This window comes from Pseudoduganella sp. R-43, assembly GCF_049913255.1.
Classification (GTDB): domain Bacteria; phylum Pseudomonadota; class Gammaproteobacteria; order Burkholderiales; family Burkholderiaceae_D; genus Rugamonas.
In genome coordinates, this window is record NZ_CP183988.1 from 2,534,048 (window position 1) to 2,555,964 (window position 21,917).

Here is a 21,917-nt window from a genome sequence, read left to right on the forward strand (position 1 = left end):
CAGGCGCTTAGCTACCGATGGTGAGCGTCAGGGTAGTGGCGCTGTAATTTGGCGTGACGTTGGTGAAACCATCGACCGTGATGGTGGTGAATTTTCCTTTCAGGCTGGCGGCCGTGATGAGCGTCAGGACATCGCCGGCTTTAGGCTTGTAGCCGTTGGCGAACTTCACGTGCAGCGTTCCGCCGGCGATGGTGGCGGTAGATGCCACGGCCAGGCTGCCCTGGCTGCCTGAAGCGGCGCCAAGATCCAGCTCCAGGGTGGTGCTGCCGCTTAACTGGGTGTAGTTGCCGGCCAGTTTCAGCGCAGTCTGGGCGTTAGCCACCAGGGTTCCACCGCGTACGTACATGTCGCCTGTGCCGAATGCGGAGGCGGAGTCGCCTTGCAGGGTTCCTGCGGTCAGCTCGGTACCGCCACTCCAGGTATTTGCCCCGGCCAGTTTCAGCGTGCCTGTGCCTTGCTTGACCAGTTTGCCGTTGCCACTGATGTCGTTACGCCAACGATCTGCCGCGTTGAAGCCACCTTTGCTGGCATCCATCACGATGACGACGTTGCCGCTGAACGCCCCGTAGCCGTCGGCTGCGGCAAACAGGTTGATTCGGCCCCATCCCTCCGCATCATCCATCACTGGGTAGCCGGATGGCAGGGCGGTGGTTTTGAGCACGACGCGGCGCTGCGCATCGCTCAGGTAAGGCTGGCGCGTCTCCAGCAACACTTCGGCGCCTTTCGGTACAGCGGCGATGGCATTGGTCGCGGAGACAGGCGTGAAGCCATACGTGAGCCGGCGCAGGTAGTTGGCCTTGTTGGTCGCATAGTCGGCAAACCGGTCGTCGGCGAGCGTGCCCGATTGCGCGAACGTGGCAAAGGTATCGGCGTTGGTGCCGGTAGCCGCCATCAGTGTGGCGTGCGCCTGGGTGACGGCAGCGGCTTTCCTGGCCATGTTCGCAGGGTCCGCCAGATTCGCCGCGGCGCTGGCCTGGCCGAGGATACGGCCGCTCAAGACATCCAGCGGCGAATGCATGCCGGCCAGGATGCGCGATTCACCCAGCTCGAGGCCGCGGCTAAGCATTTCCTGGAAGCGCTCCGGCACCGCATACGCCATGGCGACAGCGTCGCGCACGGCTTCGGCTGAGTGGCCGCTGGTGAAACCGCCGTCGGTAGTCGGAGTGCTGCTCTTGGCCGGCACCAGTGTCGGCAGCACCTGCACGCTGCTGCTCCAGCGGTAGGGGCGGGCGTATTTGTAGAAACGCTTGGCCGGTTCGGTGGAAGCGTTGTTGCCGACCAGGTTGACAAGGTCGACCACGCTGCCGAAACGTTCATTGGCGCTGCCGGCAACGCCGGTGTTATTGCCGGTATCGTTATACAGCTTGCTGGTGGCGTCGCTGGCGACGGTGGTAATGCTGGTGACTTGCTGCGCCGCGCTGCGCCAGGCGTCGGTCAGTGGGCCCATGCCGTCGGTGACGCTGTAGCCTTTGCCGCGGCGGTCATCCAGGTAGGCCTGCACCACTTGCACCGCGCTGCGGCTTGCGGTGGCTTTGACGACATAATCGATATTGGCCTGGTGCACAGCAGCGTTGACCACCTTGCCGTCCGGCGTGCCATCGTTAGGTACGCCGCTCCAGGTTGAAGGGACCACCGCCGGGAAGCCATCAACAGCGGGCGCGCTGACGCCCGCATCGACTATTTCGGTCAGCGGTTTCCATACATCGAGAAAGCCACCCAGAACGCGTACGCCGGCATTGGTGGATAGCGTGGCATAGCGGGCGTCGCCGCGCTGGTTAGTGGCGATGGTGTCGACAAAAGCGGTCACGGTGGGAAGCGGCACCACTTCCGCCGCGCCCTGGTCGGCTGGCGCCGCCGGGATCACCAGCGGTTCGTCGGAGGAGGCGCCGCCGCAGGCGCTCAGGCCGAGCGTAATGCCCAGGGCCAGGAGGTTGCGACGCGAGGAAGGCTTTTGCATGTTGGTTACCGTGCGTTAGTTGAAAACGCACAAAGGTAAAGAGGGCTTGTGACATATCGATTACCCGGGGCCGCTGAAAAGCCTGATGATGAAAATGTCATCGCATGATATCGAAATCGATATTGCTAAAACTTCTTTTCAATTCGATAAAGTGTTATCTTGCGGCCTGGATTCCCTCATTACCCGCACCTGCCTCAAAGATGATCAGACATTTTCTTATTCCAGTTGCCGCGCTATGGAGCAGCGTGGTATTTGCCGCAGCTGTCAACCCGCTTACCGTCGATATTGGCACGGACGATGCCCGCCGCTTTGCAAACCTGATGAAGGACAATGCCGTGCCGACGGCCGAAGTCCTGCAACGTGAATACCTGGATCGCGCCGGCCCAGGCGTCAAGATTTTCACCCCAATGCGCATTGTCAACGCCGAGCGCCTGGCGCGCAACGTTGCGTCCAAACCTGACACCTATCGCTATGCCATCAGGGAATGCCTGCCACGCCTTCCAGCGTTGCGAAGCGACCTCAGAGCGATCTACCTCGCCTTTTCAGGCTTGCTTCCCGAGCGCCCGCTTCCTGCAATCGAGGTCGTGTTCGGCGCGTTGAATTCAGGAGGAACAGCCAGTTCGGACACGCAGGTAATTGGCCTCGAGGTGACCTGCCCGCCGGGCACAACCCCCGAACAGTTCCGTACCAGGATGCGCGGCTTCTTCGCGCACGAAACAGTCCACACCTGGCAGGAGGCGGAAACACCGCAGGCCCTCGCCGATCCACTGTTAAGCCAAGCCTTGAGGGAGGGCGTTGCCGACTACCTCGCAAATTTGGTCACCGGCGAAATACCCGAACCCGAGCGCGATGCGTGGGCACGCCAGCGCGAGTCGTGGTTGTGGGAAGAGTTCAAGCGCGATCGCCAGTTCATGCGGTCCGACAGTGAGAGCTTGCGCAAACCTGGCGCCAGCCCACGATTCAAGCGTTGGTTTGCCAACTACGGCAGCGCTCCGGAAGGCTGGCCGAGCGAGGCGGGCTATTGGATCGGCATGCGCATTGCCGAAGCTTATGTGAACCGCGCCTCCGACAAGCAGGCGGCGATCCGAAAACTGATTGAACTCGAAGATCCGGCGGGTATCCTGGAGGCGAGCGGTTACAAGAATTAACCCCGCCGGCCAGAGACTCTATTTACCACTTCGGTATTGGGTGGCTGTGGGACTTGTCCCATTCATCAAAACTTGTGGGAACGTCGGGCTCTCCGTCCGACTTTGGTATGACGGCCAATTCTGGTTCCTCGCGCGGTTCGTGCGTGTACGCATCCAGTTTCGTCACGGTGCCCTTGATTTGATCTTTGTCGATCTTGCCCGAGAACGTTAGCTGGACGCGTGCCTCGCGCTCCTTGTCGCCCACAAATTCGGAGCCGTCCGAATACTTTGCCTTGAACGAGATGGTCTTCTGTTCTTCATTGTAGATAACGTCATAGATGGACGCTTGCGATGGTTCCAATGAACCGTCGGCGATACCAATGGCGCCAAAGACGACATTGCCTTGCTTGTACAGATCCAGGCTATAGCCGGAATTGGCGTGGGGCTCGTCGGTGTCGCTGTATTCCATGTTGAAGTAGGTGCCGATTACTGTCACAGGCTCGGCAGGGGTGCTTGCAGGTTTTGCGTTGGCCGTCACCGGCGGTTGGACCGCCTTGGTGTCTGAAGCGGGCTGGCCGGCGGTCGAATAGCTGTAGATGCCAGCGGCCAGTGCCGCGAACACGGCGCCGGTTGCAGCGACAAGTGCGAATGTTTTTTTCATGAGTTTCCGATGTAGTCCCGGCAATTCGGCAGGTGGGCGGGCATGTTATCGGAATGGCCGCTTTGCAAATTGCGCAAAAAGTCACAAGATCGCTTGCCGCTTCAAGAGCTTTCAAACCGTTGGTCGTTTGCTCGGGATCATTAAGGAAACTGTTGTCGGGTATGGACTACGGCAAGAGTTTCTATTGCAGTCGCGCTAACACGGAGTGCTGCAATTACTACTTCGTGGGGGCGGGGAGACAGCGATCGTCAAGCGACATCTGTACTTTTGTCCGAAACCAAATATCGTAGGCTTCGGCTTCTTCAGCCGTTGCGAACTCGGACTCGGTCGGGAGGGGGGCGGTAGACATGATCTGGCAATTGTACGGCAGAAGGAATGCAAGTCGTCCGCCCAACGAGCTTCATTGTCGGCGTCAAAACAGACGTTGTTTCTCCGCTCAGCGCTGGCTTCACGGAGTTCGAATCCGTGGCTCTGCGCTAACCTGAATTCAGCCTATATAGGTGGCCCGTCTGATGTTTGTATTGTACAGGCGGAAATAGTGGATGAGGCATCATGGCGTTGCACGTCCTGTGCGACCAGGGAGCGACCAGAAACAAAAAAGCCCACGAACCGAAATTCGTGGGCTTCTCTGCGTATCTTGGTAGGCCGTGCGGGGCTCGAACCTGCGACCAACGGATTAAAAGTCCGCTGCTCTACCAACTGAGCTAACGACCCAAGGTTCTCATTTCGAATGGTAGGCCGTGCGGGGCTCGAACCTGCGACCAACGGATTAAAAGTCCGCTGCTCTACCAACTGAGCTAACGACCCGTCGAAAGAAGAAGCGAGATTATAGGCTGGGTCGGCCCAGCTGTCAAATACTCGCCTGCACTTTTTACTTGATGGATTTCAGGCGGTCCTTGGCGGTAGCGGCCGCTGGGGTGCCTGGATAATTCTTGATCAGCTCCTGCAATGTCTTTTTGGCATTGTTGACCGCCTTCAGTTCGGTTTGGCAGCTTGCGATGTTCAGCAGGGCGTCGGCGGCTTTCGGGCTATCCGGCCAGGTCTTCACGACCACTTGCTGGGCGGTGATGGCGTTTTTGCAGTCGCCCTGGGCATAATAGGCGTTACCCAGCCAGTATTGGGCGTTCGAAGCGTAGGCCGAGGCGCCGAAGCGCTTCACGAAGTCTTGCAGCGCGCCAGCCGCGCCTTTGTAGTCGCCGCCCTTGAACTGTGCCATCGCGTTGTCATAGGCGTTCTGTTCGTCCATATTGACCGAGGAGGTCTGGCCGTCGATGGTTACCTGGCGCGGTTCCAGCTTCTTCATGCGAGCATCGAGGTCGGTGTAGAAGTCCTTCTGGCGCTTTTGCGCGACCTGGATTTCGTTCAGCAGAATTTCAGTCTGGCCGCGCAGGCGTGCAACTTCTTCGCGGAGCTGGTCCTGCTGCGAGATCATGTCCAGCGTGGTGTTCTTGTCGGTCTTGGTGTCGATCAGGTTTTTCAGGTCCGCTTCCAGCTTGGCGACCTTGGACTTGAGATCCATGATGGCCTTGCGTGCTTCATCATCGTCGAACAGGCCGGCCGATGCGGTCAGGGGCAGGGTGGCAGCGAACAGGGCTGCCATCAGGGCAGACTTAGTGAATTTCATTTTTTCTTCCTTGCACAAAAAAAGAAATGGGGCAGGGCGCAGTATAAACTGCGCGCTGCCCCTTGTGCGACATCTCTGGCGGTTGGCCTATCGCGCCTTGTAGACGATGTCAGCACGGCGGTTCTTGGACCATGCTTGTTCGTCGTGGCCTTCAGCCGCGGGCTGTTCCTCGCCCTGCGAGACGGCTTCCATCCGGCCTTCTGGCACGCCCAGTGCGGCCATCGTCTTGCGCACAGCTTCGGCTCGCTTCTGACCAAGGGCCAGGTTGTACTCGGAGCCGCCGCGTTCGTCGGTGTTCCCCTGGATCAGGACGGTACGCTTGTTCTTGACCAGGTACGCGGCGTGGTTCCGCGCCACTTGTTTCCCATCTTCGCCCACAATGTAGCTGTCGAAGTCGAAGTGTACGGACCGCTCGGCCAGGGAGCCCCCGGGGATATCCAGTTCGTCGATATCGGTGTCTGGGAGCGGCATCGGGCCACAAATCACGCGCTCGGGAGGCACCTGAATTTCCTGCGCAACCTCTTTTGACGCTGCCAATTGCTGCGGGGTGGAGCAAGCAGCCAGCAACGCGATACTGCAGATTGCGGGAATATGATTTTCGATTTTGCGCATTCTATTGCGAAAAAATTAGGGGCGGTGCGCAGACTAGACTGCGCACCGCCCCTCGAGTGCGGCATTGTTAAGCTAAAAAATTACTTAGCTTTGTAAACGATGTCAGCACGGCGGTTCTGCGACCATGCTTCTTCGTTGTGGCCTTCAGCCTTAGGCTTTTCTTCGCCCAGGGACACGGCTTCCATGCGGGACTCGGCCACGCCCAGGGCTGCCATCGACTTGCGCACAGCTTCAGCACGCTTCTGGCCCAGGGCCAGGTTGTACTCGGAGCCGCCGCGTTCGTCGGTGTTACCCTGGATCAGGATGGTGCGCTGGTTTTTGCCCAGGTATGCAGCGTGGTTCGACACCACTTCTTTGCCGTCTTCACGAACAACGTAGCTGTCGAAGTCGAAGTACACGGAACGGTTGGCCAGCTTGCCGCCTGGGATGTCCAGTTCGTCAACTTGTGCTTGCACTGGCTGAACCACGCGTGGTTCTTCCTTAGGTGGCTGAACCACTGGCTTTTCTTCCACGGCTACTGGCTTGGTTTCTGGCTGTGGGGTGGAGCAAGCTGCCAGCAGGGCTGCAGTGCTGAGGATGAAGGCTACGTGTTTTACGTTACGCATTTTTATTTCTCCTGGTCGTTAAAGGTGCTACTTCTCGTTTACTTCTTTTACTTCTTCACTTCATGAAAGGGCCCCAAGTGGGTTCCTTGATATTGCCCGCCTGAATACTCAGGCGTTGCTTAACCCGGCCGTCTGTCGATGCCACGGCCAGCGAGCGGCGGCCGCCGTTCTGAGTGGCGTACAGGATGTACTTGCCATTCGGAGCGAAGCTTGGCGAATCGTCGCTTGTGGTATCGGACAGGCGTTGCTCTTGGCGGGATTCCAGGTCCAATACGAACAGCTGGAAGGCGCCGCCATCGCGCCGCGAAATATAAGCCAGCGTCTTGCCGTCAGCGGAAATGCGCGGGCTGATATTGTACGAGCTGCCAAACGTCAAACGCTGTGCTTCGCCACCGTTGACGCTCATGCGATAAATCTGCGGACCGCCGCTGCGGTCGCTGGTGAAATAGATCGACTGGCCATCGGCGCTGAATTGCGGTTCGGTGTCGATGGTGGTGCCGTTGGTCAGGCGGCGCATGCCGCTGCCGTCGGCGTTGACGATGAAGATCTGGGTGTTGCCGGGCTTGGACAGCGCCACCGCCAGGCGCTTGCCGTCCGGCGACCAGGCCGGCGCGGAGTTGTTGCCCTTTTCGTTGGCCACTACGGTGCGCTGGCGGGTCGTCAGATTCTGCACGTAGACCACCGGTTTGCGCTGCTCGAACGAAACGTAGGCGACCTTGGTGCCGTCAGGCGACCACGATGGCGAGATGATTGGTTCGCTCGAGGTCAGGGCCGGGATCACGTTCTCGCCGTCGGCGTCAGCCACTTCCAGGCGGTACTGGCGGCCTTGCTGGACCACGTAGGCGATACGGGTCGAGAACACGCCCTTGAAGCCGGTCAGCTTTTCATAGATGTCGTCCGCCAGCTTGTGCGCTGCCAGGCGGCCATACTGGTTCGGTACCTGGGTTCTCAGGGCCGACAGGTCCTTGCCCTGGGTGGAGATCAGGCGGTACTGCACTTCGAACGAACCATTCCCGGCTGGCTGCACGGCGCAAGCGGCCAGTGCGTCGACGCCGAGCGACTTCAAGCCGGTGGCATCGACCTGCATCAGGTTAGTGGTCGGCGTAACGTCGATGACCTTGAACATGCCGCTGCGGATCAGGTCAGCCTTGATAATTTCCGAGATCTGGGCCGGTGCCGCTGCTTCATTGGCGCATGGGCCGATGGCAACCGGAATCTGGTTGCTGCCGACACCGGAAATTTCGACGCGCAGTTGCGCCTGGGCCGACAGCGCAAACGCCGCGCCGGCCGCTACGAACATCAATTTAGCTTTGTTCATCAAGGTACGTCCTTCAAATTGAACACGAGTTCAAGCTCGCGCGCCACCGTGCCGTCATCGCGTTTCGGCAGGGGCGAGGCCTTATAAATCGCATTCTCCACCGCAGTGTCATACGCAGCTACACCGCTGCTTTTCGTTTTCTTCACGGACATGACTTCGCCGCTAGGAAGCTGGCTGACCATGAACCTTGCTTCGATATCCTGCTTGGCGCCAGGATAGTCGATGCGGCCCATGATCTTGGTGCGCAGCTTTGCGACATAGCCCTTGTCCAGGTTAGGCGCGGTTGAACGCGCCGCCGTTCCGGTGGAGCCTGCAGCTGCCGAACCCATGATGCGCTGCATTTCTGCAGCACGGGCTTTGGCAGCTTTTTCCTTCTCTTTCAGTTCCGCCAGTTTTTTGGCTTTTTCTTTTTCCAGCTTATCCAGCTTGTCTTGCTTATCCTGCTGCTCGGCCAGACGCTTTTTCTCATCTTCGAGCTTTTTCTTTTGCTCGGCGATCTTCTGCTCGAGCTCTTTCTTCTCTTTTTCTTTCTTCTTCTGCAGCGCGATCTCAGGATCAGGCTGCACCGGCTTCACCACTTCCGGTGGCGGGGGCGGCGTCGGTTCAGGCTCGCGTGCAGGCGGCTCTGGCTCAGGCTGCGGCTCTGGTTCAGGTGCCTTTGGCGCGGCCATCTGCGTGGTCATGTCCCAGATCTCGGCATCGACGCCGACCGGGTCATTGTTCCACCGGATGCCGACCCACAGGAACGCGAACAGCACGCAGTGCATCGCCAGCGCGAGCGCAAACGCGCGCGTGCCGCCGTGCCGCTTCGGCACACGGTACGGTCCGCCTGCATTTGCCATCGTCATTGCCATGCCTTACTTCGTTGCCAAGCCAACGCGGTTAATCCCCATCTTCTTCGCTTCGGAAATCAGTTGGATCACATCGTCGTACTTGCTTTCCTTGTCGCCGGCGATCAGCACCGGGTACTCGGGATATTTCTCATGCAGGGTGCGCAGCTTGCGCACCAGTGCATCGCGGTTCGGTTCGGTTTCCGGCGCATCAGCCGACTTGCCGGCGATGCCGATCATCAGCGAGCCGTTGGGCTTCACCTGTACCTGGATATAGGCATCCGGCGGACGCGACGCTTTTTCCGCGTGGGGCAGGTCGATCGACTGCGGGTTGTTCGAGGTCGGCATCACCATGAAGATGATCAGCAGGCAGAGCATCACGTCGATATAAGGCACGACGTTGATCTCGGACTTCAGCTTGCGGCCGCCGCGGCTGCCGCGCATGCTGCTGGAGAAGGAGGAAGCCATCTTCAGTTTCGCCTTTTAACGGGACTGGCGCTGCAGGATGTTCGAGAATTCTTCAACGAAGCTCTCGAAGCGGATCGCCAGGCGGTCAATATCGTGCGAGAAGCGGTTGTACGCCACCACGGCCGGAATTGCTGCGAACAGGCCGATAGCAGTCGCGATCAGCGCTTCGGCAATGCCGGGCGCCACAGCCGACAACGTCGCCTGCTGCACATTGGCCAGGCCGCGGAAGGCGTTCATGATGCCCCACACGGTACCGAGCAGGCCGATGTAAGGGGAAACGGAACCGACCGAAGCCAGGAAGGCCAGGTGCGCTTCCAGTGCATCCATCTCACGCTGGAAAGCAGCGCGCATGGCGCGGCGCGCGCCGTCCAGCACGTCGCCCATATTCATGTCGCGGCTGGATGCTGCAGCCTGTTTGCCCTTGATGAATTCACCCATGCCGGCCTCGAAGATGCGGGCCAGGGCGCCGCTGTTGGCGCGGTTGCTGCCAGCGCTGGCGTGCAGGGCATGCAGGTTGCCGCCGGCCCAGAAGGTCTTCTCGAATTCGATGGTCTGATTGCGCGCACCGCGCACATCAAACAGCTTCTTGAAGATATAGGTCCAGCTGATAACGGAAACCGCAAGCAGCAGCGCCATGATCAACTGAACGATCAGGTGTGCGTTGGTGATGAGGGCGATGAAGGAAAGGTCTTGGGTGACGTTCATTGTTTCTCAATCTAATTATTATGCGCGCATGCGGGCCGCAACGGCATCAGGCACGGCGCGTGGGCGCAGGGCCGAGTCGACGCAGCCTACTTTTACGTGGGCAGTATTTAAGAGGCGGTCGCCGCACCACGCCTCCTGTACAAACTGGATCGAAGCGCGGCCCAGTTTATCAATACGAAGCGTCAATTTTATTACATCGTCTAGTCGCGCTGGCGCGTGGTAGTCCGCGCTGACATTTTTGACAACAAACATGGCGTCGTGCTCACGCAGGAGGATATCCTGGTTAACGCCGAGGGAGCGCAACCACTCAGTGCGTGCGCGCTCGAAGAACTTCAAATAGTTCGCGTAATAGACAATTCCGCCGGCGTCCGTGTCTTCGTAATAAACACGGACATCCCAGGTGAACTCAGACGACATAGATAGAAGAGCTACTAAGTGAGAATCGGCAACATTTTACGCCAAATGAATCAGCGACAAGGCATTTTGCACAATCTCGTAACAATTGCTTACGGTTTTCCCTTATATGGGGCGGCATTTTAGCCGCGTTTGATCGCGAATGGCGAGAATCCTTGGCAGGTTGGCATCAATTCGATGGAATTTACATTAATGTGTTGCGGCAATGTTGCAATCCAGAAAGCCGTGTTGGCGATATCGTCGGCGGTCAGCGGGGTGGTGCCTTCGTAAACCTTGGCTGCGGCAGCGTCGTCTTTCAGGCGCACGTTGGAAAATTCGGTGCCGCCGCACAGGCCGGGGGCGATATTGGTAGCGCGCACACCGGTGCCGATCAGGTCGGCGCGCAGGTTCAGCGTGAATTGTTCGACGAAGGCCTTGGTGGCGCCGTACACATTGCCGCCGGGATAAGGGTAGGCGCCAGCGACGGAGCCGAGGTTGATGATGGTGCCGCGGCCGCGTTCGACCATGCCTGGCAGCAGGGCACGCGTGATGGTGACCAGGCCGGTGCAGTTGGTGGCAATCATGGTTTCCCAGTCTTCCAGGTCGGCTTCGTGGGCGCCTTTGATGCCGAGGGCGAGGCCGGCGTTATTAATCAGGACGTCGACTTCTTTCCAGTCGGCGGGCAAGGACGCCAGGGCTGCGTGGATCGCGCCTTTGTCGGTGACGTCGAGCTTGACCGGCAGCAGGTTCGGGCCGAGTTCGGCGGCCAGGGCTTCCAGGCGCTCGGCGCGGCGGCCGGCGGCGATGGCCTTGTGGCCGTTCTTCACGAAAACACGCGCCATCGCGGCGCCAAAACCAGCGGTTGCGCCGGTAACTAACACGATCATGGTCGAACTCCCAATGTTAACTTGGGGGATTCTAACGCCAAACCGGTAAGGCGGGGTCAGACCCGCAGGGTCAGACCCCTGTGCGCAGAGGGTGCCTGACCCTGCGGGTCAGGCACCGGTTTACCGGTTTTAGGCCGAATAACCCCCGAAATCCGCCGAATCCGGCCAAACGATTGCCGGATCTGGCCACTTAATCTACAATCTTGGCTCCATTACTGTCTCACGTAACTGGCGAAAAACTAGCTGGCGCTTGCGCTGCTGGTGAGAGGTGGGCAACCACCGGGGAACGTGAGATCTCAAACAGCCGTTCGCCTGGGCAGCCACGATGGAAACCTGCGTTTCGGCTGCCCTGTCACTTTTTGGCTCCCGATTCGATCCAATCTGCCTTAAAAACTGGAGTAATTTCATGTTCGCAAAAGATCACACCCTCGCCAACGTTGACGCGGAGCTGTTTGCCGCTATCCAGAACGAGAACAAGCGCCAGCACGACCACATCGAGCTGATCGCTTCTGAGAACTACACCTCGCCAGCCGTAATGGAAGCCCAGGGCTCGCAGCTCACCAATAAATACGCCGAAGGCTATCCTGGCAAGCGCTACTACGGTGGCTGCGAGTACGTGGACGTCGTCGAGCAACTGGCAATCGACCGCGTGAAGCAGCTGTTCGGCGCCGAAGCAGCCAACGTGCAGCCTAACTCCGGTTCCCAGGCTAACCAGGGCGTGTTCTTCGCTGTCCTGAAACCAGGCGACACCATCATGGGCATGTCGCTGGCGGAAGGCGGCCACCTGACCCACGGCATGGCGCTGAACATGTCCGGCAAATGGTTCAACGTCGTTTCCTACGGCCTGACCGCTGAAGAAGACATCGACTACGACGCAATGGAAGCCCTGGCCAAGGAACACAAGCCTAAGCTGATCATCGCCGGCGCGTCCGCCTTCTCCAAGAAGATCGACTTCGAGCGCTTCGCCAAAGTCGCCAAGGCCGTTGGCGCCTACTTCATGGTCGACATGGCCCACTACGCCGGCCTGATCGCCGCTGGCCTGTATCCGAACCCGGTTCCGCACGCCGACTTCGTGACCTCCACCACCCACAAGTCCCTGCGCGGCCCACGTGGCGGCATCATCCTGATGAAAGCCGAACACGAAAAGATCATCAACTCCGCGATCTTCCCTGGCATCCAGGGCGGCCCGCTGATGCACGTAATCGCCGGCAAGGCAGTGGCCTTCAAGGAAGCCCTGTCCCCTGAATTCAAGGCCTACCAGCAGCAAGTGGTGAAGAACGCCGACGTGCTGGCCAAGACCCTGATCAAGCGCGGCCTGCGCATCGTTTCCGGCGGCACCGAGTCGCACGTGTTCCTGGTCGACCTGCGCGCCAAGAACCTGACCGGCAAGGAAGCGGAAGCGATCCTGGGCCAGGCGCACATGACCTGCAACAAGAACGGCATCCCGAACGACCCGCAGAAGCCATTCGTGACTTCGGGCATCCGCCTGGGTTCGCCAGCCTTCACCACCCGCGGTTTCAAGGAAGCCGAAGCGGAAGAAGTGGGCAACCTGATCGCCGACGTGCTGGATAACCCGCACGATGCAGCAACCATCGAGCGCGTGAAAGCCGCTGTGAAGGTGCTGGCTGACAAATTCCCTGTTTACGCCTAAGCAAGCGGTTGGTACTATCGAGGCGCCGGATCGTAAGGTCCGGCGCTTTTTCATTCAATAATAAGAGACGCTCAATCCATGAAATGCCCGTTCTGCCAGCACGATGATATCCAGGTCCTCGACACCCGCGTGTCGGAGGAAGGGGACGCCATCAAGCGGCGCCGGCGCTGCGTGAACTGCGACAAGCGCTTCACCACCTGGGAGCGGATCGAACTGACCATGCCTTATGTGGTCAAGAAGAACGGCAGCCGCACCGAGTATTCGGCCGACAAGCTGCGCGCCAGCCTGATGCTGGCCTTGCGCAAGCGCCCTGTTGCCGCCGAGTCCGTTGACAAGGCGGTTTCCTCGATCGAAGAAAAGCTGCTGACCAGCGGCCAGCGTGAAGTCGATTCGGTCTTCGTCGGCGAACTCGTCATGGCCGAGCTCAAGCGCCTGGACAAAGTGGCGTATATCCGCTTCGCATCCGTCTACAAGAACTTCGAAGACCTGGCCGAATTCCAGGACGCGATCGAAGAAGTTGGTGACGGTCAAGAGCTCTCTCCCAAGGCTTGATATTTCTCAAACCCGCGAGTCCTCTGCTGACTAATTTGATCAGCAGGGGAGGGCTGTGCCATGCATCGTCCATTTGCTGGGTTCACCATGGTGGAAGTGTTGGTTGCCGTGCTGCTGCTCGCCGTCGGCCTGGTCGGCGCGCTGGCGATGCAGGCCCACGCCATGCGCACTCGACAGGAGTCGAGCCTGCAGACCGAAGCCCTGCAGGCTGCCGCCACGCTTGCTGACCACATCCGCGCGAACGCCGCGCAGTCCTCCGCTTACCTGGGATTCGAATTCGACGCCAGCGATGCCAGCGGCGTTTCCGGCGCACCGGCTTCCTGTGCCGGCGCGCCCTGCGATTCCGGCGCCATGGCGCGGCAAGAGCTGGAAGAGTTCCGCCGTCACCTTGCGGCTGTGCTGCCGCAAGCCCGCGCCGTCATCTGCCGCGACGCCGACACGGCGCCGGGCGGCCAGTTGCAATGGCCATGCTCCGGTGGCGCCGATGCGCCCGTCGTCATCAAGATAGGCTGGCGCTTCCGGCGGCCAGATGGGGCTGCTGCCGGTTTGGCCACCGTTCCAGGCGTTGCTTTGCCCATCGCGCTGGCCGATCCGCCACCCTTGCCCGGCCCACCGCCAGCGGCGCCCGCCCAGCCGGCTCCAAACGATCCGGTTGATCCGCCAGCCGCAGGAGACATGCAATGACAGTACGCCAGCATGGCCTGGCCATGGCCGAAGTCCTCGTCGCGATGGCGCTCAGCCTGTTGGTAGCGTTGGCGGCCGCCTCCCTCCTGCACGCGTCCGATAGCGACTTCCTGCATAACGGCGCTAATACCCGCATTGACGATAGTGGCCGCTTCGCACTGGCAATCATCGGCCAATCCCTGCGGCAGGCGGGCTATCCCGGCGAGCCAGGCGCGGAGGTCGCCGCCGCGCCAACGTCGCCCATGGCCATCGAAGGCCGCGACGCCGCAAGTGTGGCAACCAACGCCGACGGCCTCGGCCCAGCGCTGCCAGCTGTCAACGGCAGCGACGTACTCGCCATTCGCTATGCACCTGCAGCAATCGCCGGCGCGGAGGGCGGCGGCGCCATGCTCAATTGCGCCGGTTTCCCGGCCGACCCAGGCGAATGGGCCTGGAGCATTTTCTACATTGCCCAAGCTGGAGACGGCGTTGCTGAACTTCGCTGCAAATACAAGGGGGAAAACGGTTGGGGCTCGGACGCCGTGGTGCGTGGGGTGGATGCCTTCCACGTGCTATATGGCGTCGATACGGATAGCCCGCGCGACAGTATCCCCAACCTTTACCTGACCGCCAGCGGCATCGATGCCCTCGATGCCGCGCTTCCCGTATCCGAGCGTGCGCTGCGTCCTCATTGGCGCCGCGTCACCAGCGTTCGCATTGCCTTGCTGCTGCACGGTGAGCGCGGTTCGCGTGCGGGCGGCCGGCTTGGCAGCTACGATTTGCTGCCGGGCCTTGACCCGGGCGCACGTATCGACGAAGCCGGTTTGCCGCAGCCGATGCAGCGTCGCGCGCGCCGGCTGTTCGCGGCGACGGTCGCCTTGCGCAACCATTAAGGAGAGCACCATGCATGAATACCAGCGTGGCGTCACTCTTCCGGTAACGATGCTGTTGCTGTTCGCCGCCCTGACGATCGGCGCATCGGCCGCACAAATGGCGATGCTGGGCGAGAAGGCCGCCCGCGCTGAACGGGACCGCCTGCTTGCCTTCCAGTCTGCGGAGGATGGATTGATGGATGCAGAACGCGATATCAATGCCGGCCTTGGCCAGCCGCTCGACGTGCCCGCCACGCCGGCGCAGCCCGGGAGCGCGGCTCCCGCCTGGCAAACCGTTGACCTTGCAGGTATCGGAGGTACGGAATACGGCGCGCTGACCGGCGCCGCAATGGAGACAGGGCAGGGCGTGCTGCCATTTCGACGCCCGCGCTACCTCGTGGAGCGCGTCGGGTACACGCCAGCCGGAGCGCCGCCGTCCCACTATTACCGCGTGACGGTAATCGGCTTCGGCACGCGCCCCGGCGCCGAGACCGTGATGCAGGCCAGCTACACGCCCCCGGTACCGGTGCGACGCCACAGCTGGCGTGAAATCATGGATTGGCAGGCGCTGCACGATGCCGCCAGCCGCGAGGAGGAACAATGACCGCGCGCCCATCCGCCGGCGGCACCTTGCTTGGCATGCTGACCACCCTGATCATCATCGGCATTCTCTCGGCCGTGGCGATACCGGTCTGGAGCGAAGCGGTCATCCGCATGCGCCGCAGCGAAGCGCAGGCCGCACTACAAGAGCTGATGCAGCAGCAGGAGCGCCACTTCACGCGGTTTAGTAGCTACGCCGCGTTTTCGGCGAATACCGCGAGCGACTTCCGCTGGTGGTCGGGCCGGAACGCCAGGACCAGTGCTTACGAGCTGGAAGGCAAGGCCTGCGATGGCCAGCAAATCCGCGACTGCATCCAGCTTGTGGCCACGCCCGGCACGCCCAATGTCGACAGCCGATTCAGGGACCCGCAATGCGAACGCCTCATACTCACCAGCAGCGGGCTTCATCTCGCCACCGGGCCTTCCCGCAGCTGCTGGCGCTGAAGTGGGCGACGCGCCAGCAAGCGGGAAGGCGCCCCGGCTTTACGCTGCTGGAGCTGATGATCGTCCTTGCCATCCTCTCCATCCTGTTTGCCACCGCGCTGCCGAACCTGAGCAATATGCTTGCCGGACGCCAGCTGCGCACCGCTTCGGCCGAGCTGCTGGCGGCAATCAACGACACCCGTGCCCAGGCCATCGCCCGCCGCCGCGTGGTCACCCTGCTGGCCGAAAGCGGCAATTGGCAGCAAGGTTGGCTGATTGTCATCGACGCCAACGCCAACCGCAGCCTGGACGAAGGAGAGGCAATCCTGTCCCGCCACAGAGCCGCGCTCGAGCGCCTGCAGGTAAGGGCCAGGTTCACCGACAACACAGCCCCGGCCTATATTTCATATAATGCAGCAGGACGAAGCTGCCGCGCCGCCCACCCGAATGCCGCCAACTTTGGCACCATCACGCTTGAACTGGCCGGTGCGCAGCGCAATATCAAGATCAATATGCAGGGCAGGGCGCGCTTATGCGATCCCGCCCTGGAACCGGCAACCTGCGCAAGCATATGAATATCAACAGCGACCTCGAAGGCATGCAGCTTGCCCTGCTATGGGCAGAAAAAGGCCTGTTCACCACTTCACCGAACCCGCGCATCGGCTGCGTGATCGTGCGCGACGGCGTCGTGATCGGTGAGGGCGTGACGCAAGCCGCCGGCCAGGACCACGCCGAAGTCCAGGCTCTGAAAGACGCCAAGCGCCGGGGCCACGACGTGCGCGGCGCCACCGCCTACGTCACGCTGGAGCCGTGCAGTCACCATGGCCGCACGCCGCCCTGCGCCGACGCGCTGGTGCGCGAAGGACTGGGCCGCGTTGTCGCGGCGATGGAAGACCCTAACCCGCTGGTTGCTGGCAACGGCATGGCCCGCCTCTCGGCTGCCGGGATCGAAGTCGCCAGCGGCCTGCTGGCCGACCAGGCCTATGAAATGAACATTGGCTTCTTCCACCGCATGCGCCACGGCCTACCGTGGGTGCGCATGAAGACTGCTGCCAGCCTCGATGGCATGACCGCCTTGCACAACGGCCAAAGCCAGTGGATCACCGGCCCCGAGGCGCGCGCCGACGGCCATGCCTGGCGTGCCCGGGCCTGCGCCATCCTGACCGGCATCGGCACGGTGAAAGCCGACGACCCGCAACTGAATGTGCGCGCTGTCGAAACGCCGCGCCAGCCGCGCCGAATCGTGGTCGACAGCAAACTGGAAATCAGCCCGCAAGCGCGCGTGCTGCAAGGCGGCGGAACCTGGATCGTCGCTGCCGGCCATCACCCGGAAAAGGAAGCAATCTTGCGCGACCAAGGCGCCGAGATCATTGTGCTGCCCAACGCGCATGGCAAAGTCGACTTGCCGGAGCTGATGCGCGAGCTTGGCCGCCGCCAGATCAACGAGCTGCACGTCGAAGCAGGCGGCAAGCTGAATGGCTCGATGATCCGCGAAGGCTGCGTAGACGAGCTGCTGGTCTATCTCGCGCCAACCCTGCTGGGCGATGCACAAGGCATGTTCGCCCTGCCAGCGCTGACTGAGCTCAGCGGCAAGCACAGCCTGAAATTCCACGAGGTTAAGCAAGTCGGCGCCGATTTGCGTATCCTTGCCCGATTCAACCCTTAATAAAGATCACTATGTTTACTGGAATCGTAGCCGCGGTCGGCAAAATCAAAACCGTAACTCCGCTGGAAGGCGGCGCTGATGCAGGCGTGCGCCTGGATGTGGATGCCGGCGGCCTGCCGATGGCAGATGTCGGCCTGGGCGACTCGATCGCCCTGAACGGCGCCTGCATGACGGTGGTGAAAAAGACCGCGACCGGCTTCACCGTCGACGTTTCGCGCGAGAGCCTGAACAAGACCGTCGGCCTGGACACCACCACCGAAGTGAACCTGGAAAAAGCCCTGACCCTGGCCGAGCGCCTCGGCGGCCACCTGGTCTCCGGCCACGTCGATGGCATTGGCGTGGTGCGCAAGTTCGAGCCGGTCGGCGAGTCGCACGAACTGGTGATCGAAGCCCCGCGCGACCTGGCGAAATACCTGGCCTACAAGGGTTCGGTGGTGGTGAACGGCGTGTCGCTGACCGTCAACCGCGTTGAAGACAGCGCCACTGGCTGCTCGTTCTCGATCAACCTGATCCCTCACACCATCCAGGTCACCACATTGAAGCACTTGAAGGCCGGCTCCAAGGTTAACCTCGAGATCGACCTGATTGCCCGCTATGTGGAGCGCATGCTGTCGTTGAAATCCTAAATGGATATATCGATTTCATTCGCCAGCCGACCAACAACAGCTCTTGCCGAGCTCTGAGTTGGACCGCTAACGGCCAAAAGCTGCCTGCGGCGAGTGCGTAAATTTTTGGAGCTTTCATGGGGCCGCATCGGGTCAACATCATTAACCTTTTGGACCTTATCGCATCGCGCAGCGAGCAGCTTGAATACCAAGGATCAGCGCCAGTGAGGCGTTCATAAAGAGCCACTACAGCTCTGTGGGCAGCGCGACCTCATCGGACGCATGATTGTCGATGATCGGCAGGGCGGCGATGAGCATTGAGCTTAGTCGCTGCTGTGCCTTGCCGGCCCGCACCTTGCTGCGCAGGAATCGCGATATTGAACCTGCCTTCGCCATAAGGAACTCCGCAAGAATGGGGGGGGGCACCGCGGAATGCTACCTTGGGGCGGCCGTTCGCAAAGTTCGTTAAGCCGCGCAATCGCGCTGCACCACGTAAAATGGCGGGTTCGTTACCTGAATTCACCCCCCAATGCGGATATTGCATCTTATTCGGAATGGCCTCATTCTGTTTCTGGCGCACTCCCGACTCAGAATTCGGCGACCGCAGTGAGTGTCGTCTACAAGGATGGCGCAGATGTCTGGACGGGTGGGCGCGATGGCGTCTGGCACTACGCCGCTGGTATCCGGACGCGTGTTCCTTTGCCCGATTACGTTAACGTGATGCAGTTCCATGCAATCGCCCGGGATACGGAGGGCGGCTTGTGGGTTTCGGCTCGTGGGGCCGGCGTCATACGCTTGAAAGATGGTGCCTGGCAGCGTGGCGGCGGATATCGGGAACTGGAAACGTATGCGAGTTCGATTTCGCGCGATCGTCATGGAAAGATGTGGTTCGGATACCCGAATAATGGCATCCGCATGCTCGACAAGAACACCGTTCGATCGTACGGGGAGGAAGACGGTTTGGCGCTTGGGGCCACCCTGCAAATACTTGGCGATGGAAAGCGCGCGTGGGTTGGCGGCTCAGACGGCTTCAATTACTTCGATGGCACCAGGTTCCACCGGCTTGTCGGCGAAGGGGATGATCAGTTCCTCGGAGTGTCGGGAATCGTTGAATATTGAGGTAACCTGACTTTTTCGGACACTCTCGTTTGTTAAACTTAGCAACGGGAGAAGCATTTATGAAATCGAAGACATACACACCAGAGTTCAGGGCAGAGGCGGTCAAACTAATCCTCGCACAGGGACTGACGCTGGAGGAAGCCGCGCAGCGGCTCGACATTCCTAAGGGAACACTGGGGACTTGGGCTAACGCTGCAAAGCGAAGCAATGATACCGGGGCTGCTCCCGGTAGTCGTAGCGTGGCGGAGCTTGAAGCGGAAGTGGCAAAGCTGCGCAAAGAACTAGCCGTTGAACGCATGGAAAAGGAAGTGCTAAAAAAAGCAACGGCGTACTTTGCGAGGGAGTCGCTGCCAGGTACGCGTTCATGAAGTCGGTGCGACTCGACGGATACCCGATGGATTTGCTTTGCAGGGTGTTCAATGTCTCTCGCAGCGGCTTTTACGCATGGCAGGGGCGCAAGCCGTCGCGCCGCGCTCAGGAGGACGCCAAGCTGAAGGTGGCGATTCAGGCCGTGCATCAACAATCGCGCGAAACCTACGGCACGCTGCGCGTTCATCCTGAACTTCAGGAGCAAGGATTTGAGGCCGGGCGTGATCGCGTCGCCAGATTGCGGACAGAACTTGGTCTGCGCTGCAGACAAAAGCGCAAATTCAAGGCCACAACCAACTCTGTGCATGACTTGCCTGTTGCGCCGAACTTGTTGAACCAAACGTTCCTGCCGACGCGGCCAAACGAAGCCTGGGTGGCGGACATCACCTACGTCGCGACCGAAGAAGGCTGGCTCTATCTGGCCGGCGTAAAGGACGTGTTCACCTGCGAGTTGGTGGGATATGCGATGGGGCCACGCATGACGCAGGACTTGACGGCGCAAGCCTTGTGGCGGGCAGTGCGCAACAAGAGACCGGCGGCGGGATTGATCCATCATTCTGATCGCGGCAGTCAATATTGCGCCGAGAAATACAGGAAACTGCAGAACCAATTCGGAATGAAGACTTCGATGTCGCGCAAGGGAAACTGCTTCGACAACGCGCCGATGGAGAGCTTCTGGGGCAGCTTGAAAAATGAGCTGGTTCATCATCGTCGCTTTGCATGCAGGGCTGAAGCGCAGGCGGCAATCACGGAGTACATTGAGATCTTCTACAACCGCCAGCGGCGCCACTCGCGCCTTGGCTACAAATCGCCAGCGCGCTTTGCTGCGGACTTCAGCAAAGAAGCGCTGGCAGCTTGAGACGAGAGTGTCCACTATTGACAGTACACCTCATATGGCGGATCGCTTTGGCTCAATGGGGCGGCAGGTATCACCGTCATTGCTAACGCTGAACTGGAACGTGCCGCGTCAAACGTGAAGCACCGCATAAGATTCAGGCGCGTCAACCATCTTGATGGCTTGCGCGGTGCGGCAACAAATTCGTTCCCGATACCGACTGCGGTTGCCGGCACTGATGGCAAGCTGTGGTTTTCCACTGCAGCGGGCATCTTCTGGCTGGATGCTAAAAGGCCGATGACAAACAAGATGCCACCGGGAGTTCATGTCAGGGCCATCAACGTGGACGGCGCCAACTTCAAGTGGTCGAAGGATACGGTGACGCCCATCCCGCCGAACCCGGGCCGGTTGCGCATCGACTACACAGCCCTCAGTTTCAGCATGCCGGAGCGCGTGCGATTCCAGTATCGCATAGAGGGTATCGACCGTGACTGGCAAGACGGTGCGGCCGTGCACAGTGCGACGTACACCGGACTCGCTCCCGGGAAGTATCGGTTTCGCGTGCGAGCGGCCAACAATGACGGCGTGCGGAGTGTGGCGGATGCAGTAGCCGACTTCGAGGTACCCCCGGCCTATTACCAATCCATTTGGTTTCGTACTCTAGTCGTGTGCCTGCTGGCGCTTGCCCTATTGGGGATATACAAGCTTCGTGTTACATATGTGGCGCGGCGTGCGGTCGAGGGTTACGCAATCCAGGCGGCTGAAAGGACGCGCATTGCGCGCGACCTGCATGACACTTTGCTGCAAAGCGTGCATGTGCTATCTCTGCGGCTGGCGAAGGTGCTCGATCGCCTGCCAGCGGACAGCTACGGGCGGGATGAAATTGAACGCTCGCTGTGCCTGGTTGAGGCAGCGCTGCAGGAAGGGCAGGATAAGTTGCATGGATTGCGGCGCGGGCCGGCGTCGGACCTGTTAGGCGAGCTAAGCAGTTCCTTTGCGGCCGAATATCCGCTGTTGCCGTTGAAGTTGTCATGTACTGGCGACGTAAAAGAATTCCAGCCTCCTGTCCGTGAAGAGCTCCGGGCGGTAGCCTTCGAAGCGCTTCGCAACGCCGCGCGGCATTCCGGAGCTTCACAGATTCGTTTTGGCATGGAGTTCGACAACCACGAATTTCGAATGTCGATCATCGACAACGGCAAGGGCCTGCCTGAAGAAGTCGCGTTAGCTGGTTTCAGCAATGGCCGCTGGGGCCTGGTTGGTATGCGTGAGCGCATCGATCAGCTTGGCGCGCAATTGATCGTTGAGAGCATTCCCGGGGAGGGAACGATGATTAAAATCTCGGTAGCCGCGACCCGGGCATACGTGGGCTGATCTG

Annotated in this window: 25 protein-coding genes, 2 tRNA genes and 1 riboswitch; of the genes, 13 read left to right on the top strand and 14 right to left on the bottom strand. The window is 60.4% G+C overall.

Going from position 1 to position 21,917, the window contains the following annotated elements; translation table 11 throughout:
* Positions 1-7: 7 nt before the first annotated feature.
* Entirely contained in the window at positions 8-1,957 is a 1,950-nt protein-coding gene (locus ACN9M3_RS11565) for a phosphatase PAP2 family protein (RefSeq protein WP_426322557.1), read from the bottom strand.
* 104 nt (positions 1,958-2,061) lie between these two features.
* Between ACN9M3_RS11565 and ACN9M3_RS11570 the strand changes: the two genes are divergently transcribed.
* Positions 2,062-3,105 (top strand): hypothetical protein, encoded by a 1,044-nt coding sequence (locus ACN9M3_RS11570; protein WP_426322559.1) that lies wholly within the window; start codon positions 2,062-2,064, stop codon positions 3,103-3,105.
* A gap of 22 nt (positions 3,106-3,127) precedes the next feature.
* Here the strand turns inward: ACN9M3_RS11570 and ACN9M3_RS11575 are convergent, their stop codons facing one another.
* The 12 genes from ACN9M3_RS11575 to ACN9M3_RS11630 form a co-directional block, all read right to left on the bottom strand.
* Positions 3,128-3,745 (bottom strand): hypothetical protein, encoded by a 618-nt coding sequence (locus ACN9M3_RS11575; protein WP_426322561.1) that lies wholly within the window; start codon positions 3,743-3,745, stop codon positions 3,128-3,130.
* Positions 3,746-4,383: 638 nt separating this feature from the next.
* Positions 4,384-4,459, bottom strand: a tRNA-Lys gene (locus ACN9M3_RS11580).
* Between the two features lie 17 nt (positions 4,460-4,476).
* Positions 4,477-4,552 (bottom strand) — tRNA-Lys (locus tag ACN9M3_RS11585).
* Positions 4,553-4,616: 64 nt separating this feature from the next.
* Positions 4,617-5,369 (bottom strand): tol-pal system protein YbgF, encoded by a 753-nt coding sequence (gene ybgF, locus ACN9M3_RS11590; RefSeq protein ID WP_426170865.1) that lies wholly within the window; start codon positions 5,367-5,369, stop codon positions 4,617-4,619.
* An 87-nt stretch (positions 5,370-5,456) separates the two neighbouring features.
* A complete protein-coding gene (locus tag ACN9M3_RS11595) occupies positions 5,457-5,981 on the bottom strand; it encodes an OmpA family protein (RefSeq protein WP_426322563.1) in 525 nt (174 codons plus the stop codon).
* An 80-nt stretch (positions 5,982-6,061) separates the two neighbouring features.
* Complete coding sequence (gene pal / locus ACN9M3_RS11600; protein WP_426170869.1) at positions 6,062-6,586, bottom strand: peptidoglycan-associated lipoprotein Pal; 525 nt, start codon at positions 6,584-6,586, stop codon at positions 6,062-6,064.
* Positions 6,587-6,641: 55 nt separating this feature from the next.
* Positions 6,642-7,904 carry a Tol-Pal system beta propeller repeat protein TolB gene (tolB, locus tag ACN9M3_RS11605; protein ID WP_426322566.1) on the bottom strand — a complete coding sequence of 421 codons (1,263 nt, stop codon included), beginning with the start codon at positions 7,902-7,904 and terminating at the stop codon, positions 6,642-6,644.
* Positions 7,904-8,758 (bottom strand): energy transducer TonB, encoded by an 855-nt coding sequence (locus tag ACN9M3_RS11610; RefSeq protein WP_426170872.1) that lies wholly within the window; start codon positions 8,756-8,758, stop codon positions 7,904-7,906. The genes tolB and ACN9M3_RS11610 overlap by 1 nt, the downstream gene beginning before the upstream one ends.
* Before the next feature lie 3 nt (positions 8,759-8,761).
* On the bottom strand, positions 8,762-9,202 hold the full coding sequence (locus ACN9M3_RS11615) for a biopolymer transporter ExbD (protein WP_426322568.1): 441 nt from the start codon (positions 9,200-9,202) through the stop codon (positions 8,762-8,764).
* A 15-nt stretch (positions 9,203-9,217) separates the two neighbouring features.
* Complete coding sequence (tolQ, locus tag ACN9M3_RS11620) at positions 9,218-9,907, bottom strand: protein TolQ (protein ID WP_426170875.1); 690 nt, start codon at positions 9,905-9,907, stop codon at positions 9,218-9,220.
* 18 nt (positions 9,908-9,925) lie between these two features.
* Entirely contained in the window at positions 9,926-10,324 is a 399-nt protein-coding gene (gene ybgC / locus ACN9M3_RS11625; protein ID WP_426170877.1) for a tol-pal system-associated acyl-CoA thioesterase, read from the bottom strand.
* Between the two features lie 119 nt (positions 10,325-10,443).
* Positions 10,444-11,187: an SDR family NAD(P)-dependent oxidoreductase gene (locus tag ACN9M3_RS11630; protein ID WP_426322571.1), complete on the bottom strand. Its 744-nt coding sequence runs from the start codon at positions 11,185-11,187 to the stop codon at positions 10,444-10,446.
* Positions 11,188-11,401: 214 nt separating this feature from the next.
* Positions 11,402-11,512: riboswitch (ZMP/ZTP riboswitch) on the top strand.
* Positions 11,513-11,593: 81 nt separating this feature from the next.
* On the opposite strand from ACN9M3_RS11630, the gene glyA reads away from it, so the two are divergent.
* From glyA to ACN9M3_RS11675, 9 genes are all read left to right on the top strand, one after another.
* Positions 11,594-12,838, top strand: a complete 1,245-nt coding sequence (gene glyA, locus ACN9M3_RS11635) for a serine hydroxymethyltransferase (RefSeq protein ID WP_426170880.1) — start codon at positions 11,594-11,596, stop codon at positions 12,836-12,838.
* 78 nt (positions 12,839-12,916) lie between these two features.
* Positions 12,917-13,390, top strand: coding sequence for a transcriptional regulator NrdR (gene nrdR, locus ACN9M3_RS11640; protein WP_090443505.1), 474 nt, complete (start codon positions 12,917-12,919; stop codon positions 13,388-13,390).
* A gap of 60 nt (positions 13,391-13,450) precedes the next feature.
* Positions 13,451-14,074, top strand: coding sequence for a type IV pilus modification protein PilV (gene pilV, locus ACN9M3_RS11645; protein ID WP_426170881.1), 624 nt, complete (start codon positions 13,451-13,453; stop codon positions 14,072-14,074).
* The gene (locus tag ACN9M3_RS11650) at positions 14,071-14,946 is read left to right on the top strand and encodes a PilW family protein (protein ID WP_426322574.1); all 876 of its coding nucleotides are present in this window, start codon (positions 14,071-14,073) and stop codon (positions 14,944-14,946) included. The genes pilV and ACN9M3_RS11650 overlap by 4 nt, the downstream gene beginning before the upstream one ends.
* A gap of 10 nt (positions 14,947-14,956) precedes the next feature.
* Positions 14,957-15,529 carry a pilus assembly PilX family protein gene (locus tag ACN9M3_RS11655; protein ID WP_426170884.1) on the top strand — a complete coding sequence of 191 codons (573 nt, stop codon included), beginning with the start codon at positions 14,957-14,959 and terminating at the stop codon, positions 15,527-15,529.
* The gene (locus ACN9M3_RS11660) at positions 15,526-15,969 is read left to right on the top strand and encodes a type IV pilin protein (RefSeq protein WP_426322576.1); all 444 of its coding nucleotides are present in this window, start codon (positions 15,526-15,528) and stop codon (positions 15,967-15,969) included. Before ACN9M3_RS11655 ends, ACN9M3_RS11660 begins: the two co-directional genes overlap by 4 nt.
* On the top strand, positions 15,897-16,523 hold the full coding sequence (locus ACN9M3_RS11665) for a GspH/FimT family pseudopilin (RefSeq protein WP_426322578.1): 627 nt from the start codon (positions 15,897-15,899) through the stop codon (positions 16,521-16,523). The genes ACN9M3_RS11660 and ACN9M3_RS11665 overlap by 73 nt, the downstream gene beginning before the upstream one ends.
* Complete coding sequence (gene ribD / locus ACN9M3_RS11670) at positions 16,520-17,614, top strand: bifunctional diaminohydroxyphosphoribosylaminopyrimidine deaminase/5-amino-6-(5-phosphoribosylamino)uracil reductase RibD (protein ID WP_426323735.1); 1,095 nt, start codon at positions 16,520-16,522, stop codon at positions 17,612-17,614. Before ACN9M3_RS11665 ends, ribD begins: the two co-directional genes overlap by 4 nt.
* A gap of 11 nt (positions 17,615-17,625) precedes the next feature.
* Positions 17,626-18,240, top strand: coding sequence for a riboflavin synthase (locus ACN9M3_RS11675; protein ID WP_426322580.1), 615 nt, complete (start codon positions 17,626-17,628; stop codon positions 18,238-18,240).
* 225 nt (positions 18,241-18,465) lie between these two features.
* Here ACN9M3_RS11675 and ACN9M3_RS11680 read toward each other — a convergent pair whose 3' ends face one another.
* The gene (locus tag ACN9M3_RS11680; protein ID WP_426322582.1) at positions 18,466-18,615 is read right to left on the bottom strand and encodes a hypothetical protein; all 150 of its coding nucleotides are present in this window, start codon (positions 18,613-18,615) and stop codon (positions 18,466-18,468) included.
* A 210-nt stretch (positions 18,616-18,825) separates the two neighbouring features.
* On the opposite strand from ACN9M3_RS11680, the gene ACN9M3_RS11685 reads away from it, so the two are divergent.
* The 3 genes from ACN9M3_RS11685 to ACN9M3_RS11695 all read left to right on the top strand — a co-directional run bounded on the left by ACN9M3_RS11685 (position 18,826) and on the right by ACN9M3_RS11695 (position 21,913).
* Entirely contained in the window at positions 18,826-19,338 is a 513-nt protein-coding gene (locus ACN9M3_RS11685; protein ID WP_426322584.1) for a hypothetical protein, read from the top strand.
* A gap of 59 nt (positions 19,339-19,397) precedes the next feature.
* Positions 19,398-20,566 (top strand): IS3 family transposase gene (locus tag ACN9M3_RS11690; protein WP_426322586.1). Its coding sequence is split into 2 segments (ribosomal slippage): positions 19,398-19,665 and positions 19,665-20,566, totalling 1,170 coding nucleotides; the frame shifts between segments, so codons are not numbered across the junction.
* Between the two features lie 114 nt (positions 20,567-20,680).
* The gene (locus ACN9M3_RS11695) at positions 20,681-21,913 is read left to right on the top strand and encodes a triple tyrosine motif-containing protein (protein WP_426322588.1); all 1,233 of its coding nucleotides are present in this window, start codon (positions 20,681-20,683) and stop codon (positions 21,911-21,913) included.
* The last annotated feature ends 4 nt before the right edge of the window (positions 21,914-21,917 follow it).